This window comes from Bacillus sp. FSL L8-0152 (assembly GCF_038006365.1).
In the GTDB taxonomy this organism is placed as follows: Bacteria; Bacillota; Bacilli; order Bacillales; family Bacillaceae_G; genus Bacillus_A; species Bacillus_A cereus.
This window is the reverse complement of the sequence record NZ_JBBOVB010000001.1, coordinates 4,259,589-4,278,330: the sequence shown is the minus strand read 5'-3', so window position 1 is coordinate 4,278,330 and position 18,742 is coordinate 4,259,589. Positions and strand designations below refer to the sequence as shown.

Below are 18,742 nucleotides of genomic sequence, written 5' to 3'. Positions count from 1 at the left end.
GAATGCGTTTTCATTATTGGTAAGACCACTTTTAAAAGTTGGCACGGTATTTGCTTTATAAATAGACGAGGGACGACGGAAAGGGTTGATTACAAAATATGAAGTTAGAATACTTAATTGATCAAGCAGCGGGACAGCCTAAAAAAACTGTAGCTGTAGCAGTAGCTGAAGATCATGAAGTAATTGAAGCTGTAGCGAAAGCAATTAAATTACAGCTAGCTCAATTTCGTCTATATGGAAATCAAGAAAAAATAATGGGGATGCTACAAGAACATGGTTTACAAACTTCAGAACATGTTGAAGTGATTGCAGCAATGTCTAATGCAGAGGCTGCAGAACTTTCTGTTAAATCTGTGAGAAATGGTGAGGCAGACGTGCTTATGAAGGGTAACATCCCAACAGCGAATATTTTGAAGGCTGTGTTAAACAAAGAGTGGGGCCTACGTAAAGGTAACGTACTTTCACATGTAGCAGCATTTGAAGTTCCAAATTATGATCGTCTTATTTTCGTTACAGATGCAGCGATGAACATCGCACCTGATGTAACACAAAAAGCTGCTATTATACAAAATACTGTAGAAGTTGCCCGGGCAATAGGAATCGACTTGCCAAAAGTGGCACCAATTGCAGCAGTAGAAGTTGTGAATCCAGCGATGCAGGCGACAATTGATGCAGCGATGTTAACACAAATGAATCGCCGCGGACAAATTAAAGATTGTATCGTTGATGGACCACTTGCTTTAGATAATGCAGTATCACAAATTGCAGCAGAGCATAAAGGCATAGTAAGTGATGTAGCAGGTAAGGCAGATATTTTACTCGTCCCAACGATTGAAGCTGGAAATGTGCTATATAAATCACTCGTATACTTTGCGGATGCAAAAGTAGGAGCAATGATTGCTGGCGCAAAAGCACCGATTGTTTTAACATCTCGTGCTGATTCAGCAGAAACAAAAGTATATTCATTAGCATTGGCAGTTGCGACTGCTTCAAAATAAACCAAAAAGGGTAAAACATTAGGGGGAAACGACAATGACATTAGAAATCTTCGAATACTTAGAAAAATATGATTATGAGCAAGTGGTATTTTGTCAAGATAAAGAATCTGGTTTAAAAGCAATTATTGCAATTCATGATACAACACTTGGACCGGCTCTTGGTGGAACAAGAATGTGGACATATGATTCTGAAGAAGCGGCGATTGAAGATGCATTGCGTCTTGCAAAAGGGATGACATACAAAAACGCAGCAGCTGGTTTAAACTTAGGTGGTGCGAAAACAGTAATTATTGGTGATCCTCGTAAAGATAAGAGCGAAGCAATGTTCCGTGCACTAGGACGTTATATCCAAGGACTAAACGGACGATACATTACAGCTGAAGATGTTGGTACAACAGTAGATGATATGGATATTATCCACGAAGAAACTGACTTTGTAACAGGTATCTCACCATCATTCGGTTCTTCTGGTAACCCATCTCCAGTAACTGCATACGGTGTTTATCGTGGTATGAAAGCAGCTGCAAAAGAAGCTTTCGGTACTGACAATTTAGAAGGAAAAGTAATTGCTGTTCAAGGCGTTGGTAACGTAGCATATTATCTATGCAAACATTTACACGCTGAAGGAGCAAAATTAATCGTTACAGATATTAATAAAGAAGCTGTACAACGTGCTGTAGAAGAATTCGGTGCATCAGCAGTTGAACCAAATGAAATTTACGGTGTGGAATGCGATATTTACGCACCATGTGCATTAGGCGCAACAGTTAATGATGAAACTATTCCACAACTTAAAGCAAAAGTAATCGCAGGTTCTGCAAATAACCAATTAAAAGAAGATCGTCACGGTGACATCATTCATGAAATGGGTATTGTATACGCACCAGATTATGTAATTAATGCAGGTGGCGTAATTAACGTAGCAGACGAATTATATGGATACAATAGAGAACGTGCACTAAAACGTGTTGAGTCTATTTATGACACGATTGCAAAAGTAATCGAAATTTCAAAACGCGATGGCATAGCAACTTATGTAGCGGCAGATCGTCTAGCTGAAGAGCGCATTGCAAGCTTGAAGAATTCTCGTAGCACTTACTTACGCAACGGTCACGATATTATTAGCCGTCGCTAATCATTCATATATAACTTTTACAAAAGGTGTGGTTACCTCTTATGAGGTTTCCACTTCCTTTTGAATTTATTAGTGGAGGTAGCAACATTGTCTGTAAATCGAATTCTTGTTATTAACCCAGGTAGTACATCCACAAAAATTGGTGTTTTTGATAATGAAAGACCCGTTCTAGAAGAAACGATTCGTCATGACGTAGAACAGATTGGAAAATATAAGAGAATTATCGACCAATATGAGTTTCGAAAAGAAACGATTTTAGAAGTTCTACATTCTCATGGTATTAACATTTCAAAATTAAACGCTGTTTGTGGGCGTGGTGGATTACTTCGTCCAATCGAAGGCGGTACGTATACAGTAAACGATGCGATGTTAGAAGATTTGAAAAATGGCTTTAGCGGTCATCACGCTTCAAACCTTGGAGGCATTTTAGCATATGAAATTGCTTCTGGATTAAACATTCCTGCATTCATTGTAGATCCTGTCGTTGTAGATGAGATGGAGCCGGTTGCTCGTATAAGTGGCATTGCTGGTATGGAACGCAAAAGTATCTTCCATGCATTAAATCAAAAAGCAGTTGCTCGTAAAGTAGCTGAACAGTTAAATCACAAATACGAGGATTTAAATTTATTAGTTACACATATGGGTGGCGGTATTACAGTTGGTGCTCATAAAAAAGGAAGAGTAATCGATGTGAATAACGGTTTAAACGGAGAAGGACCATTTAGTCCAGAGCGCGCTGGTACAGTACCAGTAGGGCAACTAGTAGAAATGTGTTTCTCTGGTGAGTATTACCGTGATGAAATGATTAAAAAACTTGTCGGACAAGGTGGACTTGTAAGTTTAATCGGTACAAATGATGCGATTAAAGTAGAGCAAATGGTTGAAAAAGGTGATCCTGAAGCAACTCTTATTTATAAAGCAATGGCATATCAAGTTGCAAAAGAGATTGGCGGAGCTAGCGCTGTACTTCACGGGAAAATCGATGCAATCGTATTAACTGGTGGACTGGCATACAGTAAAATTCTTGTCGATGAAATAAAAGAGCGAGTGGACTGGATTGCAGATGTTATCGTACATCCAGGCGAAGATGAGTTAGAAGCGTTAGCAGAAGGAGCACTTCGTGTATTACGTGAAGAAGAAGCTCCAAAAGAATACGTTGTACGTGAAAAAGAAACGGTAGCTAGGGGTTGAGATAATGGCAAAAGAATATGATTTAGTCATCGTTGGCGGCGGTACTGGTGGATATGTTGCTGCAATTCGTGCATCACAATTAGGGTTAAAAACAGCACTAGTCGAAAAAGAAAATCTTGGTGGTACTTGTTTACACAAAGGATGTATTCCTAGTAAAGCTCTTTTACGTAGTGCGGAAGTATATGCAACTGCTAAAAAAAGCGAAGAGTTCGGAGTTATTGCAAGCAATGTAGAACTAAACTTTGCAAAAGTACAAGAGCGTAAAGAGAAGATTGTAACGCAGCTTCATAAAGGCGTTCAACATTTAATGAAACAAGGTAAAATTGATGTGTTTGAAGGTATTGGTCGTATTCTTGGCCCGTCTATTTTCTCTCCTATGCCAGGGACAATTTCAGTTGAACTTGCAAGTGGAGAAGAGAATGAAATGTTAATTCCAAAAAATGTACTTGTTGCAACAGGTTCTCGTCCAAATTCATTACCAGGTTTAGAATTAGATGGAGAATACGTAATGTCTTCGGATCATGCCCTAAAAATGGAAACGCTTCCTAGTTCGATTATTATCGTTGGTGGCGGTGTAATCGGTATTGAGTGGGCATCTATGCTTGCTGACTTCGGTGTAGAAGTTACAGTATTAGAGTATGCAAAAACGATATTACCACTAGAAGATCAAGACGTTTCAAAAGAAATGCAACGTCTATTCAAGAAAAAAGGTATTAAAGTGGTAACTGGTGCAAAAGTATTACCAGAAACATTGGTAAAAGATAATGGAGTAACAATCCAAGCTGAACACAACGGTGAAAATAAAGAATTTAAAGCAGAAAAAATGCTTGTATCTGTAGGAAGACAAGCGAATACGCAAAATATTGGCTTAGAGAACACAGATATCGTTGTGGAAAAAGGATACATTCAAACAAATGAGTTTTATCAAACGAAAGAATCGCATATTTATGCAATTGGAGATGTAATCGGTGGCCTGCAACTTGCTCACGTTGCTTCTCATGAAGGAATTGCTGCAGTAGAACATATTGCAGGGAAAGAAGTTACACCAATTGATTACTCTATGGTATCAAAATGCGTATATAGCAGTCCAGAAGTTGCTTCTGTCGGTTTAACAGAACAAGAAGCGAAAGAAAAAGGCTATAAGTTAAAAGTAGGTAAGTTCTCATTCCGCGCAATCGGAAAAGCACTTGTATACGGAGAATCAGATGGTTTCGTAAAACTTGTAGTTGATGAAGAGACAAATGACATTCTTGGTGTTCATATGATTGGACCGCATGTAACAGATATGATTTCTGAAGCTGGTCTTGCAAGAGTACTTGATGCAACACCTTGGGAAGTAGCACATACAATTCATCCGCATCCATCATTATCTGAGGCGATTGGTGAAGCAGCACTTGCTGTAGATGGAAGAGCGTTACACGCATAAAAATGTGGATTTAGGAGGTTATGAAAAATGGCAGAAGTAAAAGAAAAGCGCCATGAAGAGCTTGGCTTAAGTGATGAGCAAGTATTAGAAATGTTCCGTACGATGTTACTTGCACGTAAAATCGACGAACGTATGTGGTTATTAAACCGCGCTGGTAAAATTCCATTCGTAATTTCTTGTCAAGGACAAGAGGCTGCACAAGTTGGAGCGGCGTTCGCTCTTGATAGAGAGAAAGATTATGCATTACCATACTATCGTGATATGGGTGTTGTACTAGCATTTGGTATGACAGCTAAAGAGCTTATGTTGTCTGCTTTCGCGAAAGCTGGAGATCCAAACTCTGGTGGTCGTCAAATGCCTGGTCACTTCGGTCAAAAGAAAAATCGTATTGTTACAGGTTCATCTCCAGTAACAACGCAAGTACCACATGCAGTTGGTATTGCACTAGCTGGAAAAATGGAGAAGAAAGATTTAGTAACGTTCGTTACATTTGGAGAAGGTTCTTCAAACCAAGGTGACTTCCATGAAGGGGCAAACTTTGCTGGTGTACACAAACTACCTGTTATTTTTATGTGTGAAAATAACAAATATGCAATCTCTATTCCGGTTGAAAAACAATTAGCATGTAAAAACGTATCAGATCGTGCAATTGGTTATGGTATGCCTGGATATACAATAGACGGAAACGATCCGCTTGCAGTATATAAAGCTGTAAAAGAAGCAGCAGATCGCGGTCGTCGTGGTGAAGGCCCAACTTTAATTGAAACAGTATCATATCGTTTAACAGCACATTCTAGTGACGATGATGATCGTGTTTATCGTGATAAAGAAGAAGTAGAAGAAGCAAAGAAAAAAGATTCAATTATAACATTCGCGGCTTATTTAAAAGAAGCTGGTGTGTTAACTGAGGAATCGGAAAAACAAATGTTAGACGAAATTATGCATATCGTAAATGAAGCAACAGAATATGCAGAAAATGCTCCGTATGCAGCACCTGAAGATGCATTGAAGCACGTATACGCAGAATAGGGGGGAACGTTTCATGGCTGTAATGTCTTATATTGATGCTATTACATTAGCAATGCGCGAAGAAATGGAACGCGATGAGAAAGTATTCGTTTTAGGAGAAGATGTTGGTAAAAAAGGTGGCGTGTTTAAAGCGACACACGGTTTGTATGATCAATTTGGTGAAGATCGTGCGCTTGATGCACCGCTTGCAGAATCTGCAATTGCTGGGGTAGCAATTGGTGCAGCAATGTATGGTATGCGTCCAATCGCTGAAATGCAGTTTGCTGATTTCATCATGCCAGCAGTAAACCAAATTGTTTCTGAGGCAGCAAAAATTCGTTATCGTTCTAATAATGATTGGACTTGTCCAGTTACAATCCGTGCACCATTTGGTGGGGGTGTTCACGGTGCATTGTATCATTCACAATCTGTAGAAGCGATGTTTGCAAACCAACCAGGTTTAAAAATCGTTATCCCTTCTACACCATATGATGCAAAAGGCTTATTAAAAGCAGCCATTCGTGATGAAGATCCAGTATTATTCTTCGAACATAAACGTGCATATCGTTTAATTAAAGGTGAAGTGCCGGAGGATGACTACGTATTACCAATCGGAAAAGCAGATGTAAAACGTGAAGGTGATGATATTACAGTTATCACGTACGGATTATGTGTTCATTTTGCTCTTCAAGCAGCTGAAAAGTTAGCACAAGATGGCATCTCTGCACACATTCTTGATTTACGTACTGTATATCCATTAGATAAAGAAGCAATCATTGAAGCAGCTTCTAAAACAGGTAAAGTTCTTCTTGTAACAGAAGACAATAAAGAAGGAAGCATTATGAGTGAAGTGGCAGCAATTATTGCTGAAAACTGTCTATTTGATTTAGATGCGCCAATCGCACGTCTTGCAGGTCCAGACGTTCCAGCAATGCCATATGCACCAACAATGGAAAAATTCTTTATGGTAAATCCAGATAAAGTTGAAAAAGCAATGCGTGAACTTGCGGAATTTTAATCGGGGGGACTATACATGGCTGTAGAAAATATTACAATGCCTCAGCTCGGGGAGAGCGTTACAGAGGGCACAATTAGTAAATGGCTCGTTAATGTTGGCGATCACGTAAACAAGTATGATCCGCTTGCAGAAGTAATGACTGATAAAGTAAATGCTGAAGTACCATCTTCTTTCACTGGTATTGTGAAAGAGTTAATCGCTGGTGAAGGTGATACGTTAGCTGTAGGTGAAGTAGTTTGTGTGATTCAAGTAGAAGGCGCAGACGAAGTAGCAGCAACAGCTGTTGAGGAAAAAACGAAAGAAGAACCAAAGGCAGCAGCAATTACGCCTGAAAAAGCACCGAAAGTAAAACAACCAACTGATGGAAAACCACGTTTTTCACCAGCTGTGTTAAAACTTGCGGGTGAGCATAACGTTGATTTAGATCTAGTAGAGGGTACGGGAGCAAACGGCCGTATCACTCGTAAAGATATTTTAAAGCTAGTGGAATCTGGAAATATTCCGCAAGCAGGTGCGGCGAAGAAAGATGAAGCTGTAGCGGCGGTAGTAGAAGCTCGCCCAGAAGCACCAAAAGCAGCACCAGTAGCGCAAAAAGGAGAAGCTGCGAAACCAGTTTCTGTACCTACAATGCCTGGAGATATCGAAATTCCAGTCACAGGTGTGCGTAAAGCAATCGCAGCAAACATGTTACGTAGTAAACACGAAGCACCACATGCTTGGATGATGATTGAAGTAGATGTGACAAACCTTGTGTCATACCGTAACTCAATTAAAGGTGACTTTAAGAAGCGTGAAGGCTTTAACTTAACGTTCTTTGCTTTCTTCGTAAAAGCAGTGGCACAAGCGTTAAAAGAGTATCCTCAAATTAATTCAATGTGGGCTGGCGATAAAATTGTTCAGAAGAAAGATATTAACCTTTCTATCGCTGTTGCAACAGAGGAAGAACTATTTGTACCAGTAATTAAGCAAGCGGACGAGAAAACAATTAAAGGTATCGCTCGTGAAATTACAGAACTTGCAGGAAAAGTACGCACGAAATCGTTAAAAGCAGACGAAATGCAAGGTGGAACATTTACAATTAATAACACAGGATCATTCGGTTCTGTTCAATCTATGGGTATTATTAATTACCCACAAGCGGCTATTTTACAAGTTGAATCAATTGTAAAACGCCCAGTAATTATGGATAACGGTATGTTCGGTGCTCGTGACATGGTTAACTTATGTTTATCACTTGATCACCGCGTACTTGATGGTTTAATTTGTGGTAAGTTCTTAGGGCGTGTTAAAGAAATTTTAGAAAACATGTCAGAAAATAATACATCTGTATATTAATAAAAAGCTCGCTTATGCGAGCTTTTTATTATCTTATTTCTTCATCTACATCCTACTATATGTATAAATACCTTTCCCAGTAATCTTACAATAAATGATTATGTATTAGGAATTTACGAAAATACATTGCTGATATATGGTATATGGATATAAAATAAGAAAAGAATAATTTTTTTGGCAAATCTTACTGATGAAACTGTAGTATAATATATTGTATTGTATGAAAAAGAGAGTTATTCTATATAAGTGTTTTATAGATAATGTGTAATCAGTCGTCAAAACATGAAGAATGTTGACTCCTGGTTTTTTATTTTTGCCGTAACAATGTTTCAGGAGGATGTCATGAAAAGAAGTACCGAGTTTCTAAAAAGTTTAGATGTAAAATTAATTTTAATTTTGTGTGCACTATGTGTGACGAGTATAGCTGCTATATATAGCAGTCAGCAAACGGGACAGTATGGAGCTGCAAACTTTGCTATGAAACAAGGTGTTAACTACATAATTGGGGTTGTATTGTTACTTCTTGTTGCAAGCATTGATTTAGATCAGTTACAAAAATTATCTTGGCCGCTTTATATTGCCGGGTTTGCTTCACTTATTCTTTTGAAAGTATTACCACCATCAGGTTTTACACCTGAAAAGTTAGGTGCAAAAAGATGGTTTGTTTTCCCGGTATTTGGACAAATTCAGCCGTCTGAGTTTTTCAAAATTGCATTGCTACTTGTAGTAGCGAGTATAGCAGTAAAACATAATGCACAGTATATGGCAAGGACATTCCAAACAGATTTAAAGCTAGTAGGTAAAATTATGCTAGTGTCACTTCCACCTATGGCGGTTGTATATAGTCAACCGGATACAGGTATGGTGTTCTTATATGCTGCTGCTATTGCATGTATTTTATTTATGTCAGGTATTCAAAAGAAATTGATAGCATTATGTACAGTTATTCCGTTGACCATATTATCTGCTTTAATATTTATTTTCTTTAAGTATCAAGATTTTTTCTATAATAATTTAGTTACTTTACTAAAACCTCACCAACAGTCGCGTATTGTAGGTTGGTTAAATCCATTTGAAAATGCAGATCAAGGTTATCAAACGCAACAATCGATTTTAGCTGTAGGTAGTGGAGGAATGGAAGGTAAAGGGTTTGGGGGAGGAAGCGTCTATATCCCAGAGAAGCATACTGACTTTATTTTCGCTACAATTGCCGAAGAAGGTGGATTTATCGTAGCAGCGTTAGTTGTCTTCTTGTTCCTGTTGCTACTATATCGAACAATTATTATTGGTTATTCCGCTGATAATTTATTTGGTACATTATTATGCGCTGGATCTATCGGTATATTAACAGTTCAAATATTCCAAAACATCGGTATGATCGTTGGGTTAATGCCTGTAAAAGGTATTGCATTACCTTTCTTATCGTATGGGGGAAGTTCCTTATTCTCGAATATGATTATGATGGGGCTCATACTATCGGTACGGAAAACTTATAAAAAATATATGTTTTCAGTTAAGTAAAAAAAGCTGGTTCGTTTTTAAACGAACCAGCTTTTTTTACATATATGCTCATAAACGTTGCAAACTAAAACAGGATAGCAGTTTGAGACGGGTAAGGAGTGCAAAGTGATGCATATGCATATGCATATTTTTGAAGGAGCACGGCATCTTTCTAATAGTGAATGGGTTATTCGGGCTATTATAGCATACATATTTTTAATATTAGTTGCGAAAGCAATGGGGCAAAGGTCTATCGCACAACTTCGTTTTTTAGATGTTGTATTAGTGTTATTGCTTGGTGGGAATGTTTCTAACGCATTGTCTGATGAAAAAGTAGGGTTACTGGGCTCGATGATTACAACGTTCATACTCGTTGTACTTCATATTATAAGCTCAGTTTTAATGCTGAAATGGGATAGATGGAGACGCTTTTTAGAGCCAGCACCTATCATTCTTATACATAATGGTTCCATTGATTTTAGCAATTTGAAAAAGGCGAGAATTACCGTGGAATATTTGTTTTCGGAACTTCGTATGCGAAATGTGAGCGATATTCAAACGATTAAATTAGCATTATGGGAAGCGAACGGTGTCGTTTCTATATTTCGGTATCCAGAATATGAAGCAGTTTCGCGGCTTGATCTTAAAGTGGCGGGAAGAAAATCTCCAGTTTCTTTTGTATTAGTAAAGGATGGGAGGATTCAGAAAGATGTTCTTGCATTATTAGGAAAAACAGAAGCGTGGGCGAGAGAATTTCTAGAGGAGAGTACAGAAGTCGAATCCATTATGTTAGCTACAGTAGATGAATCACATAAAATAAATATTTTGTTAAAAAAATGAAAAATATACGCATTTTGTCGTTTCGTACATATGATACAATAGTGTGGACAACGAAAAAGGAGGCGATACGGTGGGATATGTAGAAGAATTACGAAAAATAGTTGGTCATCGCCCTTTAATTTTAGTTGGTGCTGTTGTACTCGTTATAGATGAAAATGGTTATGTTTTATTGCAGCAGCGGACAGAGCCGTACGGAAAATGGGGGCTACCTGGCGGGCTAATGGAGCTTAGTGAATCACCAGAAGAAACAGCTTATCGTGAAGTATATGAAGAGACAGGAATAAAAGTGAAGAACTTGCGACTAATCAATGTATTTTCTGGAGCGAACTACTTTACAAAATTAGCAAATGGTGATGAATTTCAATCTGTAACAACCGCCTATTATACGGATGAATACGAAGGGGATTTTGTTATGAATAAAGAAGAAGCTGTTCAGCTTAAATTCTTTTCAGTAACAGAACTACCTGACTATATTGTAGGATCGCATAAAAAAATGATTGTTGAATATATGAAGATTATGGAAAAAAAGATATAATAAAAGTGAAATAAATACAAAAACACAGCTCTGGTTGGTAGTCCAGACGCATGATTTCATGTCAGTAACCTTCCCCTCCGGGATGTCCCGTATTTCTAATTTTTTAAAGGAGGGGCTGTCAATGGAGTTGACAGTATATCACGATGGCCAATTTTTTGTTGGAATCATTACATGTAAAGAACAAGGGAAATTGTATGGAGCAAGGTATATTTTTGGAGCGGAACCGTCAGATGAAGAAGTGCTTATGTTTGTGAATAGTTCACTTTTAGAGCATTTTCAGCATTTTGCAAAATGTGGTGTAGAAGTTAAAGAAAAACAGCGTCCTAAAAACATAAAGCGTATCATACGACAAGCAGCAAAAGAAACAAATGTTAAACGTTTTACTAAGGCGCAAGAGGCGATTAGTTTATCTTATGAATTGCATAAACAAGAAAAGAAAGTGCAGTCTAAGGAGAAGCGAGAAGCTGAAAAAGAAAGAAGACGTTTAATTAAAGTACAAAAAGCAAAGCAAAAACATCGTGGTCATTAAAGAAAAGGTGTTAGAGCAATTGCTCTAACACCTTTTCTATACTTAAATACAAGTAAACTTACTTGTATTTCATAAACATTAACTGGTAAGATACAAATAGGTAGTTTTAGAGGAGGGAAAAGAGTGATTAATTTTAACTTTTTTATGAATGATGTTGTCCGCCAAGCGCGTGAAGAGATTGTCTCTGCTGGATATACAGAATTGACGACGCCAGAAGCGGTAGAAGAAGCGTTTAAAAGAAATGGAACAACACTTGTAATGGTAAACTCTGTATGTGGTTGTGCAGGTGGTATTGCTCGTCCTGCTGCTGCGCATTCCGTACATTATGATAAACGTCCTAACCACCTTGTAACGGTGTTTGCAGGTCAAGATAAAGAAGCGACAGCAAGAGCGCGTGAATATTTCGAAGGGTACCCACCTTCTTCTCCATCATTTGCTTTATTAAAAGATGGAAAAATTGTAACGATGGTAGAGCGTCATGAAATTGAAGGTCATGAACCGATGCAAGTTATTGCGAAACTACAATCATATTTTGAAGAGAATTGTGAAGAACTATAAAAAATAAGAGAAAAGGCGGCACGTCCACAATCAAGTGGATGTGCCGCCTTTTTTATTTATTATTAAAATTTCAGAGATATGCATAGTTATGTTATTTTATGCATTGTTTTATACATAACAAATAGCATTTATATTGTTTTATTATTTATTTTTATTTTATATATTGCATAAAAATAAAAGTGCTGATACAATACAAACATCGAATAAATATTCTATTAAACTTTTAAATATACATTATTAGGGGGAAGAAAGATGAAGAAGTTAGTATCAATATCGTTTGCACTTATTTTAATTGTAAGTATATTCAGCGCTTGTAGTAATGGGGAATCGAAAGAAACAAAAGGAAATAAGAAAGTACTCGTAATGGGGACTTCAGCAGATTATAAACCATATGAATACGTGGAAGCTTCAAAAAGTGATGAAATTATTGGTTTTGATGTTGATGTTGCTAAATATATCGGAAAAGAACTTGGGTATGAAGTGAAAGTGAAAGATATGGATTTTGGTGGTTTATTAGCATCTCTTAGTTCAGGAAAAGTTGATTTCGTAATGGCAGGCATGACGCCAACTGCAGAGCGTAAAAATAATGTTGATTTTACAGATATTTATTTTGTTGCGAAAAATATGGTTGTTTCTAAAAAGGATTCTAACATTAAATCTGTAGAGGATTTAAAAGGGAAAAAAGTAGGGGTACAAACAGGATCTATTCAAGAAGAGAAAGCGGCAGAATTTAAAAAACAAGTAGATTTCCAAGTTGAGGGACGTGACCGTATACCAGAAATCGTACAAGAAATTAAAGCTGGTCGTTTTGACGCTGCAATTATAGAAGACACAGTTGCTAAAAATTATTTAGAGAAAATGAAAGATTTACAAGGAATTGAAATTAAAGAAGCGCCAGAAGAAGTTGGAGCAGCAATTGCCCTTCCGAAAAACAGTGATAAAACAGCTGAATTTAATAAAGTAATTAAAAAAATGCAAGAAAATGGAGAAATGGATAAATTAGTGAAGAAATGGTTTGGCAGCGGAAAATAAGCTGCCTTTCACTTTTCTGTGAGGGGAATGAAAAGAATGAACTTAGATTTTTCGGCGATTACGCCTTCGATACCATATATACTAAAAGGTTTAGAGGTTACTTTGAAAATTGTAGCGGTATCAGCTTTAGCAGGATTTATTTTAGGAACGTTATTAGCACTTTGTAAAATTGCTAGAATACGAGCATTAAATATAGCAGCAGATTTTTATACATCAATTTTTCGTGGTACACCACTTGTATTGCAATTAATGATTATTTATTTCGGTGTCCCGCAAATAATTGGTTATGAAATACCAGCATTCTTAGCAGCTGTACTTGCATTTAGCTTGAATTCAGGTGCATACATGTCAGAAGTAATTCGTGCTGGTATTCAAGCAGTTGATAAAGGACAAACAGAAGCAGCAATGGCTTTAGGGATACCATACGGAAAAATGATGAGAAATATTATTTTCCCTCAAGCATTAAAAAATATATTACCAGCGCTTGTGAACGAATTTGCGACACTTACGAAAGAATCAGCTGTAGTAACAGTAATAGGCGCGACTGATTTAATGCGTCGTGCTTACATTGTAGGCGGTGAGACATTTAAATATCTTGAACCATTACTTTTTGTTGGACTGATTTATTATATGTTAGTCATTATTCTTACATTAGTCGGGAAGGCAATTGAAGGGAGAATGAAGAAAAGTGATTAAAATTGAAAACCTTCATAAATCATTTGGTAAAAACGAAGTATTAAAAGGAATTACAACAACGATTGAAAAAGGGGAAGTAGTTGCAATTATAGGACCTTCTGGATCAGGAAAATCAACATTTTTACGTTGTATGAATATGTTAGAAGCACCAACGGATGGTCACATTTGGATTGGAACGGAAGAAGTAACGAATCCGAAAACGAATGTTATGCATGTTCGTGAAAATGTCGGTATGGTATTTCAGCATTTTCACTTATTTCCTCATATGACTGTATTAGAAAATATTACGTATGCCCCTATCAATGTAAAAGGGGTAACGAAGCAAGAAGCTGAAAAGAAAGCTGAGAAACTTTTAGAAAAGGTTGGATTAGTAGATAAAAAAAATACGTATCCGAATCGTTTGTCGGGAGGACAAAAGCAACGTGTAGCAATTGCAAGAGCGTTAGCGATGGAACCGGAAGTTATGTTATTTGATGAACCGACATCGGCGCTAGATCCAGAGATGGTGAAAGAAGTGTTAGAAGTTATGAAATCGTTAGTTACGACAGGAATGACGATGGCTATTGTTACACATGAAATGGGCTTTGCAAAAGAAGTGGCAGATCGTGTTCTTTTCTTGGACGGAGGAAAGCTTGTAGAAGATAGTGCGCCAGAAGAATTTTTTGCAGCGCCGAAAAGTGAACGTGCGCAACAATTTTTACAAAAAATATTGTAATATGAAAAGGTTATGTGAATAATAAGTAGAAAAGGATGACATTGTGTCATCCTTTTTTTATACTAGCTGTAAATACGTTTATACATATAGGAGCAATGATATGTTCAAAATTGGATACCGTACAGTAAAAACAGCAATAGGGACAGGCGCGGCAGTTTTTATTGCTCAGTTATTAGGATTAGAATTTTATAGTTCAGCAGGTATTTTAGTTATTTTATGTGTACAAAATACGAAGCGCAAATCGCTTCAAGTGTCGTTACATCGTTTTCTAGCGTGTGTATTATCAATGGTATTCGCGTTTTGTATTTTTGAAACGATCGGCTATACACCACTTGCAATTAGCATATTGTTACTTACATTTATTCCGACTGCAGTAATGCTTAAAATTCAAGAAGGTATTGTCACGAGTTCAGTTATTGTTATGCATCTATATTCATTGAAGCAAATTACATGGCTTATAGTTGGAAATGAAATTGCTATATTAACAATAGGAATTAGCGTGGCGTTATTAGTAAATATGTATATGCCGAGTAGTGAAAATAAGCTAAAAGAGTATCAGGATAAAATAGAGAGTAATTTTAAAACGATTTTGTTTGAAATGGTTGTGTATTTACGAAATCGAGAAAGTAGTTGGAGTGGAGCAGAACTCATTGAAACCGAGAATATGTTAAATGAAGCAAGAGATTTATCGTTTAAAAAACTTGAGAATGCATTTATGCGAGAAGATGATTATTACTATCGTTATTTTAATATGCGTATGCAACAATTCGAAATTTTAGAGCGAATGATACCATTAGCAGCTTCTTTATCGTGGACGTATGAACAAGCTGACATGATTGCAGATGTTGTTGAAAACATTGGTAATGCTATTAGCCCTGAGAGTACAGGCGTTATTTCCTTAAGGCAGCTTCAAGAAATGAGGGAATTATTTAGAGACATGCCATTGCCAGCTACACGCGAAGAATTTGAGATACGTGCGAAACTTGTTCAACTTGTGTATGAAATGGAACAATATTTACTCATTAAAAGTCGCTTTAAGGGAAAGGATAATATAAAAGAACTTATATAGAAGGTAGGAATTATCTATGCCGTATCTTCTCTCTATCATATTATGTCTTTCTTTATCACCGATTTGGCCTCTTGGGGATAATCCACGTGCCGGAGATCCTTTTATTATTGTAAATAAAGCAACGAATAAATTAGCTTACATTGACGATGGAAAGATTCAAAAGGTTTTTCCAGTAGCGACAGGGAAAACGAATGAATTAACTCCAGAAGGAACTTTTGATGTTGTAATGAAAGCGAAGGATCCGTATTACATTGCGAAGGATATTCCAGGTGGATCGCCAAAAAATCCACTTGGATCCAGGTGGATTGGATTTAATGCAAGAGGAACTGATGGAAGTAAATATGGAATACATGGAACAAACCAACCGAGTTCAATTGGAAAGTATATTTCACAAGGATGTATAAGAATGAAGAAAAACGATGTGGAATATTTGTTTGATCGTATTCCAATTGGAACGAAAGTATGGATTGTGAAATCGAAAAAATCATTTCAGCAATTGGCAAAAGAAAAAGGAGCCGTTGCATATGAAGAAGCCAACGAAAAGGTTGGCTTTTTCTATTGTAATAAGTTGTCTTGACATGTGTACATAACCATGCGTTAATGAAAGTATAGAAAGATAAAATTAGATAAAGGGGTTGCTTATATGTACTTGAATCCAAAACTTTCGTATATGCAGTTTTTTATGGGATTTCTATTTGTTATTACATTCATATTGGCAACTTTTAATATATGTTCTTATCTTGTAGCGATTGTATGTATGGCATTACTTAATCTCACTTTTGTTATTGGGGCATTTCAGCAGAAACAATATACAAGTTTTGTAATAGCACTTGTAATGTCATTTTCCTTTAGTATTGTAGCGATTGTGTTTTATATAAAATAAACCATCTCGATGTCGAGATGGTTTATTTTGTCATGTGTAAAAAGTAAAAAAAGGACGAACACATCGCCCTTTTTACCAAAACATACTCGCGCCAGCAAGTAATGTTGTTACAAGCATAGAAATTAGCATCACATAAACCATAATTTTTTGAGCTTTTTTATGCATCGTTATACCTCCTTGCAAATCAGTACAATTTCATTGTAACGAGAAATGAAATTATGGACAAGGGGAGAGTAAGGACAAAATTCGGGAAGGGGTTGCAAAATATAACAGGAAATTTGAGTGTGTGTAGAGAATATAGTAAAAGGGTATATTGTTAATTTTTAGTTGGGCAAGCTGAAGAATGGAGATACGATGATGAAAATATACGAAACAGATCGTTTATATTTAAAGGAAATTGATGAGTCGTATGCTGAAACAGTTCTTCAATATTACGACAGAAATCGTGAGTTTTTAAAAGCTTGGGAAGAGTATAGACCGGATGATTTTTTTACGCTAGATTATCAAAAGAAAAAGTTGCAAAAGGATAGAAAAGAGTTCGAAGAAGGGAAAATCATCAGACTATGGATTTTTAAAAAGGGTGATGATACGAAAATAATTGGGTGTATTTCATTTAATTTAATCGTTCGTGGCATTTATCAATCTTGTGTACTCGGTTATAAATTAGATAAAGCAGAGTTAAACAAAGGGTATACGACAGAAGCGCTTAGAAAAGCAATTCAAGTTGCTTTTGAGGGATTTCAGTTACATCGTATAGAAGCTCCGATTATGCCTCGTAATTTAGCATCTATACAAGTAGTGACGAAGATAGGCTTTCAATATGAAGGCGTGTCTAGGAAGATGTTAATGGTAAATGGCGTGTGGGAGGATCATATGCGCTGGGTATTGTTAAATGAGTAATAGAAAGCAGATGGTTATCTAGACATGTAAACCATCTGTTTTTTGTCTTGTATTTCGAAACTTTTGCGAAATTCTGTTATAATTAATAGTGTTACATACATAATGGTAGTGCAGGAGGCGCAGTCTTATGATTAATCAAGAACGTTTAGTAAATGAATTTATGGAATTAGTACAAGTAGATTCTGAAACGAAATTTGAAGCAGAAATCTGCAAAGTATTAACGAAGAAATTTACAGATTTAGGTGTAGAAGTATTTGAAGATGACACAATGGCTGTAACTGGTCATGGTGCAGGTAACTTAATTTGTACTTTACCAGCAACAAAAGATGGTGTTGATACAATCTACTTTACTTCTCATATGGATACAGTAGTTCCTGGTAATGGAATTAAGCCTTCTATTAAAGATGGATATATCGTATCAGATGGTACAACAATTTTGGGCGCGGATGATAAAGCTGGATTAGCATCAATGTTCGAAGCAATCCGTGTTTTAAAAGAGAAAAATATCTCTCACGGTAAAATTGAATTTATTATTACAGTCGGAGAAGAATCAGGTCTTGTTGGTGCAAAAGCTTTAGATCGTGAGCGTATTACAGCGAAGTATGGCTACGCATTAGATAGCGATGGAAAAGTTGGTGAAATCGTTGTTGCAGCTCCAACACAAGCGAAAGTGAACGCAATTATTCGCGGGAAAACAGCTCACGCTGGTGTAGCACCGGAGAAAGGTGTATCTGCAATTACTATCGCAGCGAAAGCAATTGCGAAGATGCCACTTGGTCGCATTGACTCTGAAACGACTGCAAACATTGGACGTTTTGAAGGTGGTACACAAACGAATATCGTTTGCGATCATGTACAAATCTTTGCAGAAGCTCGTTCTTTAATCAATGAGAAAATGGAAGCACAAGTTGCGAAAATGAAAGAAGCATTTGAAACAACTGCAAAAGAAATGGGTGGTCATGCAGACGTTGAAGTAAACGTTATGTACCCAGGATTTAAATTTGCTGATGGCGATCACGTTGTAGAAGTTGCAAAACGTGCAGCTGAAAAAATTGGTCGTACACCTTCTCTTCACCAAAGTGGTGGCGGAAGTGATGCAAATGTAATTGCAGGACACGGTATCCCAACAGTTAACTTGGCAGTTGGTTATGAAGAAATTCATACAACAAACGAGAAGATTCCTGTTGAAGAGTTAGCAAAAACAGCAGAATTAGTTGTTGCAATTATTGAAGAAGTAGCGAAGTAATAGAATAGAAAAAGCGTGTAAATCAATTGTGATTTACACGCTTTTTATTTTGATTCGATTGTTTTTACAAGGCGTATAAGCCAATACAAGAAAAATCATAGCAGTATATAATATTAGACGAGAGAAAA

The 18,742-nt window shown here is 36.8% G+C and carries 21 protein-coding genes; 20 read left to right on the top strand and 1 reads right to left on the bottom strand.

Going from position 1 to position 18,742, the window contains the following annotated elements; genetic code table 11:
- Positions 1 to 98: 98 nt before the first annotated feature.
- The 18 genes from yqiS to MHH27_RS21365 all read left to right on the top strand — a co-directional run bounded on the left by yqiS (position 99) and on the right by MHH27_RS21365 (position 16,468).
- On the top strand, positions 99 to 998 hold the full coding sequence (gene yqiS, locus MHH27_RS21450) for a phosphate butyryltransferase (protein WP_340944018.1): 900 nt from the start codon (positions 99 to 101) through the stop codon (positions 996 to 998).
- Positions 999 to 1,032: 34 nt separating this feature from the next.
- Entirely contained in the window at positions 1,033 to 2,133 is a 1,101-nt protein-coding gene (locus tag MHH27_RS21445; RefSeq protein WP_340944015.1) for a leucine dehydrogenase, read from the top strand.
- 87 nt (positions 2,134 to 2,220) lie between these two features.
- Positions 2,221 to 3,324 (top strand): butyrate kinase, encoded by a 1,104-nt coding sequence (gene buk / locus MHH27_RS21440; RefSeq protein ID WP_000115781.1) that lies wholly within the window; start codon positions 2,221 to 2,223, stop codon positions 3,322 to 3,324.
- Between the two features lie 4 nt (positions 3,325 to 3,328).
- Entirely contained in the window at positions 3,329 to 4,750 is a 1,422-nt protein-coding gene (gene lpdA / locus MHH27_RS21435) for a dihydrolipoyl dehydrogenase (RefSeq protein WP_001051295.1), read from the top strand.
- A gap of 27 nt (positions 4,751 to 4,777) precedes the next feature.
- Positions 4,778 to 5,779 carry a 3-methyl-2-oxobutanoate dehydrogenase subunit alpha gene (bfmBAA, locus tag MHH27_RS21430; RefSeq protein WP_000852551.1) on the top strand — a complete coding sequence of 334 codons (1,002 nt, stop codon included), beginning with the start codon at positions 4,778 to 4,780 and terminating at the stop codon, positions 5,777 to 5,779.
- A 13-nt stretch (positions 5,780 to 5,792) separates the two neighbouring features.
- Positions 5,793 to 6,776 (top strand): 3-methyl-2-oxobutanoate dehydrogenase subunit beta, encoded by a 984-nt coding sequence (gene bfmBAB / locus MHH27_RS21425; protein WP_000290071.1) that lies wholly within the window; start codon positions 5,793 to 5,795, stop codon positions 6,774 to 6,776.
- A 15-nt stretch (positions 6,777 to 6,791) separates the two neighbouring features.
- Entirely contained in the window at positions 6,792 to 8,111 is a 1,320-nt protein-coding gene (locus tag MHH27_RS21420; RefSeq protein ID WP_078400969.1) for a dihydrolipoamide acetyltransferase family protein, read from the top strand.
- Positions 8,112 to 8,453: 342 nt separating this feature from the next.
- Positions 8,454 to 9,632, top strand: a complete 1,179-nt coding sequence (locus tag MHH27_RS21415) for an FtsW/RodA/SpoVE family cell cycle protein (RefSeq protein ID WP_000831181.1) — start codon at positions 8,454 to 8,456, stop codon at positions 9,630 to 9,632.
- A 114-nt stretch (positions 9,633 to 9,746) separates the two neighbouring features.
- The gene (locus MHH27_RS21410; protein WP_340944872.1) at positions 9,747 to 10,451 is read left to right on the top strand and encodes a DUF421 domain-containing protein; all 705 of its coding nucleotides are present in this window, start codon (positions 9,747 to 9,749) and stop codon (positions 10,449 to 10,451) included.
- Between the two features lie 70 nt (positions 10,452 to 10,521).
- Positions 10,522 to 10,986 (top strand): NUDIX hydrolase, encoded by a 465-nt coding sequence (locus MHH27_RS21405; protein ID WP_065229330.1) that lies wholly within the window; start codon positions 10,522 to 10,524, stop codon positions 10,984 to 10,986.
- Between the two features lie 121 nt (positions 10,987 to 11,107).
- Positions 11,108 to 11,515, top strand: coding sequence for a YjdF family protein (locus MHH27_RS21400; protein WP_000424203.1), 408 nt, complete (start codon positions 11,108 to 11,110; stop codon positions 11,513 to 11,515).
- 144 nt (positions 11,516 to 11,659) lie between these two features.
- Complete coding sequence (locus MHH27_RS21395) at positions 11,660 to 12,073, top strand: BrxA/BrxB family bacilliredoxin (protein ID WP_001979317.1); 414 nt, start codon at positions 11,660 to 11,662, stop codon at positions 12,071 to 12,073.
- 252 nt (positions 12,074 to 12,325) lie between these two features.
- On the top strand, positions 12,326 to 13,105 hold the full coding sequence (locus tag MHH27_RS21390) for a transporter substrate-binding domain-containing protein (protein ID WP_000737678.1): 780 nt from the start codon (positions 12,326 to 12,328) through the stop codon (positions 13,103 to 13,105).
- Between the two features lie 36 nt (positions 13,106 to 13,141).
- The gene (locus MHH27_RS21385) at positions 13,142 to 13,801 is read left to right on the top strand and encodes an amino acid ABC transporter permease (protein WP_001046915.1); all 660 of its coding nucleotides are present in this window, start codon (positions 13,142 to 13,144) and stop codon (positions 13,799 to 13,801) included.
- Positions 13,794 to 14,516, top strand: coding sequence for an amino acid ABC transporter ATP-binding protein (locus MHH27_RS21380; RefSeq protein WP_000590203.1), 723 nt, complete (start codon positions 13,794 to 13,796; stop codon positions 14,514 to 14,516). The genes MHH27_RS21385 and MHH27_RS21380 overlap by 8 nt, the downstream gene beginning before the upstream one ends.
- 100 nt (positions 14,517 to 14,616) lie before the next feature.
- The gene (locus MHH27_RS21375; protein WP_000472671.1) at positions 14,617 to 15,585 is read left to right on the top strand and encodes an aromatic acid exporter family protein; all 969 of its coding nucleotides are present in this window, start codon (positions 14,617 to 14,619) and stop codon (positions 15,583 to 15,585) included.
- A gap of 16 nt (positions 15,586 to 15,601) precedes the next feature.
- A complete protein-coding gene (locus tag MHH27_RS21370; protein WP_001146564.1) occupies positions 15,602 to 16,162 on the top strand; it encodes a L,D-transpeptidase in 561 nt (186 codons plus the stop codon).
- Positions 16,163 to 16,228: 66 nt separating this feature from the next.
- The gene (locus tag MHH27_RS21365) at positions 16,229 to 16,468 is read left to right on the top strand and encodes a DUF3894 domain-containing protein (RefSeq protein WP_000281167.1); all 240 of its coding nucleotides are present in this window, start codon (positions 16,229 to 16,231) and stop codon (positions 16,466 to 16,468) included.
- A 72-nt stretch (positions 16,469 to 16,540) separates the two neighbouring features.
- Here MHH27_RS21365 and prli42 read toward each other — a convergent pair whose 3' ends face one another.
- A complete protein-coding gene (prli42, locus tag MHH27_RS21360; RefSeq protein WP_000549037.1) occupies positions 16,541 to 16,633 on the bottom strand; it encodes a stressosome-associated protein Prli42 in 93 nt (30 codons plus the stop codon).
- 189 nt (positions 16,634 to 16,822) lie between these two features.
- Between prli42 and MHH27_RS21355 the strand changes: the two genes are divergently transcribed.
- On the top strand, positions 16,823 to 17,368 hold the full coding sequence (locus MHH27_RS21355; protein ID WP_025118231.1) for a GNAT family N-acetyltransferase: 546 nt from the start codon (positions 16,823 to 16,825) through the stop codon (positions 17,366 to 17,368).
- A gap of 127 nt (positions 17,369 to 17,495) precedes the next feature.
- A complete protein-coding gene (locus MHH27_RS21350; RefSeq protein WP_000609816.1) occupies positions 17,496 to 18,614 on the top strand; it encodes a tripeptidase T in 1,119 nt (372 codons plus the stop codon).
- Positions 18,615 to 18,742 lie beyond the last annotated feature (128 nt).

Bases quoted from the DNA above. Each gene is read 5' to 3' on its own strand.
- yqiS (WP_340944018.1), top strand. From the start codon at position 99: ATGAAGTTAGAATACTTAATTGATCAAGCAGCGGGACAGCCTAAAAAA.
- MHH27_RS21445 (WP_340944015.1), top strand. From the start codon at position 1,033: ATGACATTAGAAATCTTCGAATACTTAGAAAAATATGATTATGAGCAA.
- lpdA (WP_001051295.1), top strand. From the start codon at position 3,329: ATGGCAAAAGAATATGATTTAGTCATCGTTGGCGGCGGTACTGGTGGA.
- bfmBAA (WP_000852551.1), top strand. From the start codon at position 4,778: ATGGCAGAAGTAAAAGAAAAGCGCCATGAAGAGCTTGGCTTAAGTGAT.
- bfmBAB (WP_000290071.1), top strand. From the start codon at position 5,793: ATGGCTGTAATGTCTTATATTGATGCTATTACATTAGCAATGCGCGAA.
- MHH27_RS21420 (WP_078400969.1), top strand. From the start codon at position 6,792: ATGGCTGTAGAAAATATTACAATGCCTCAGCTCGGGGAGAGCGTTACA.
- MHH27_RS21415 (WP_000831181.1), top strand. From the start codon at position 8,454: ATGAAAAGAAGTACCGAGTTTCTAAAAAGTTTAGATGTAAAATTAATT.
- MHH27_RS21410 (WP_340944872.1), top strand. From the start codon at position 9,747: ATGCATATGCATATTTTTGAAGGAGCACGGCATCTTTCTAATAGTGAA.
- MHH27_RS21400 (WP_000424203.1), top strand. From the start codon at position 11,108: ATGGAGTTGACAGTATATCACGATGGCCAATTTTTTGTTGGAATCATT.
- MHH27_RS21395 (WP_001979317.1), top strand. From the start codon at position 11,660: ATGAATGATGTTGTCCGCCAAGCGCGTGAAGAGATTGTCTCTGCTGGA.
- MHH27_RS21390 (WP_000737678.1), top strand. From the start codon at position 12,326: ATGAAGAAGTTAGTATCAATATCGTTTGCACTTATTTTAATTGTAAGT.
- MHH27_RS21385 (WP_001046915.1), top strand. From the start codon at position 13,142: ATGAACTTAGATTTTTCGGCGATTACGCCTTCGATACCATATATACTA.
- MHH27_RS21375 (WP_000472671.1), top strand. From the start codon at position 14,617: ATGTTCAAAATTGGATACCGTACAGTAAAAACAGCAATAGGGACAGGC.
- MHH27_RS21370 (WP_001146564.1), top strand. From the start codon at position 15,602: ATGCCGTATCTTCTCTCTATCATATTATGTCTTTCTTTATCACCGATT.
- MHH27_RS21365 (WP_000281167.1), top strand. From the start codon at position 16,229: ATGTACTTGAATCCAAAACTTTCGTATATGCAGTTTTTTATGGGATTT.
- prli42 (WP_000549037.1), bottom strand. From the start codon at position 16,633: ATGCATAAAAAAGCTCAAAAAATTATGGTTTATGTGATGCTAATTTCT.
- MHH27_RS21355 (WP_025118231.1), top strand. From the start codon at position 16,823: ATGATGAAAATATACGAAACAGATCGTTTATATTTAAAGGAAATTGAT.
- MHH27_RS21350 (WP_000609816.1), top strand. From the start codon at position 17,496: ATGATTAATCAAGAACGTTTAGTAAATGAATTTATGGAATTAGTACAA.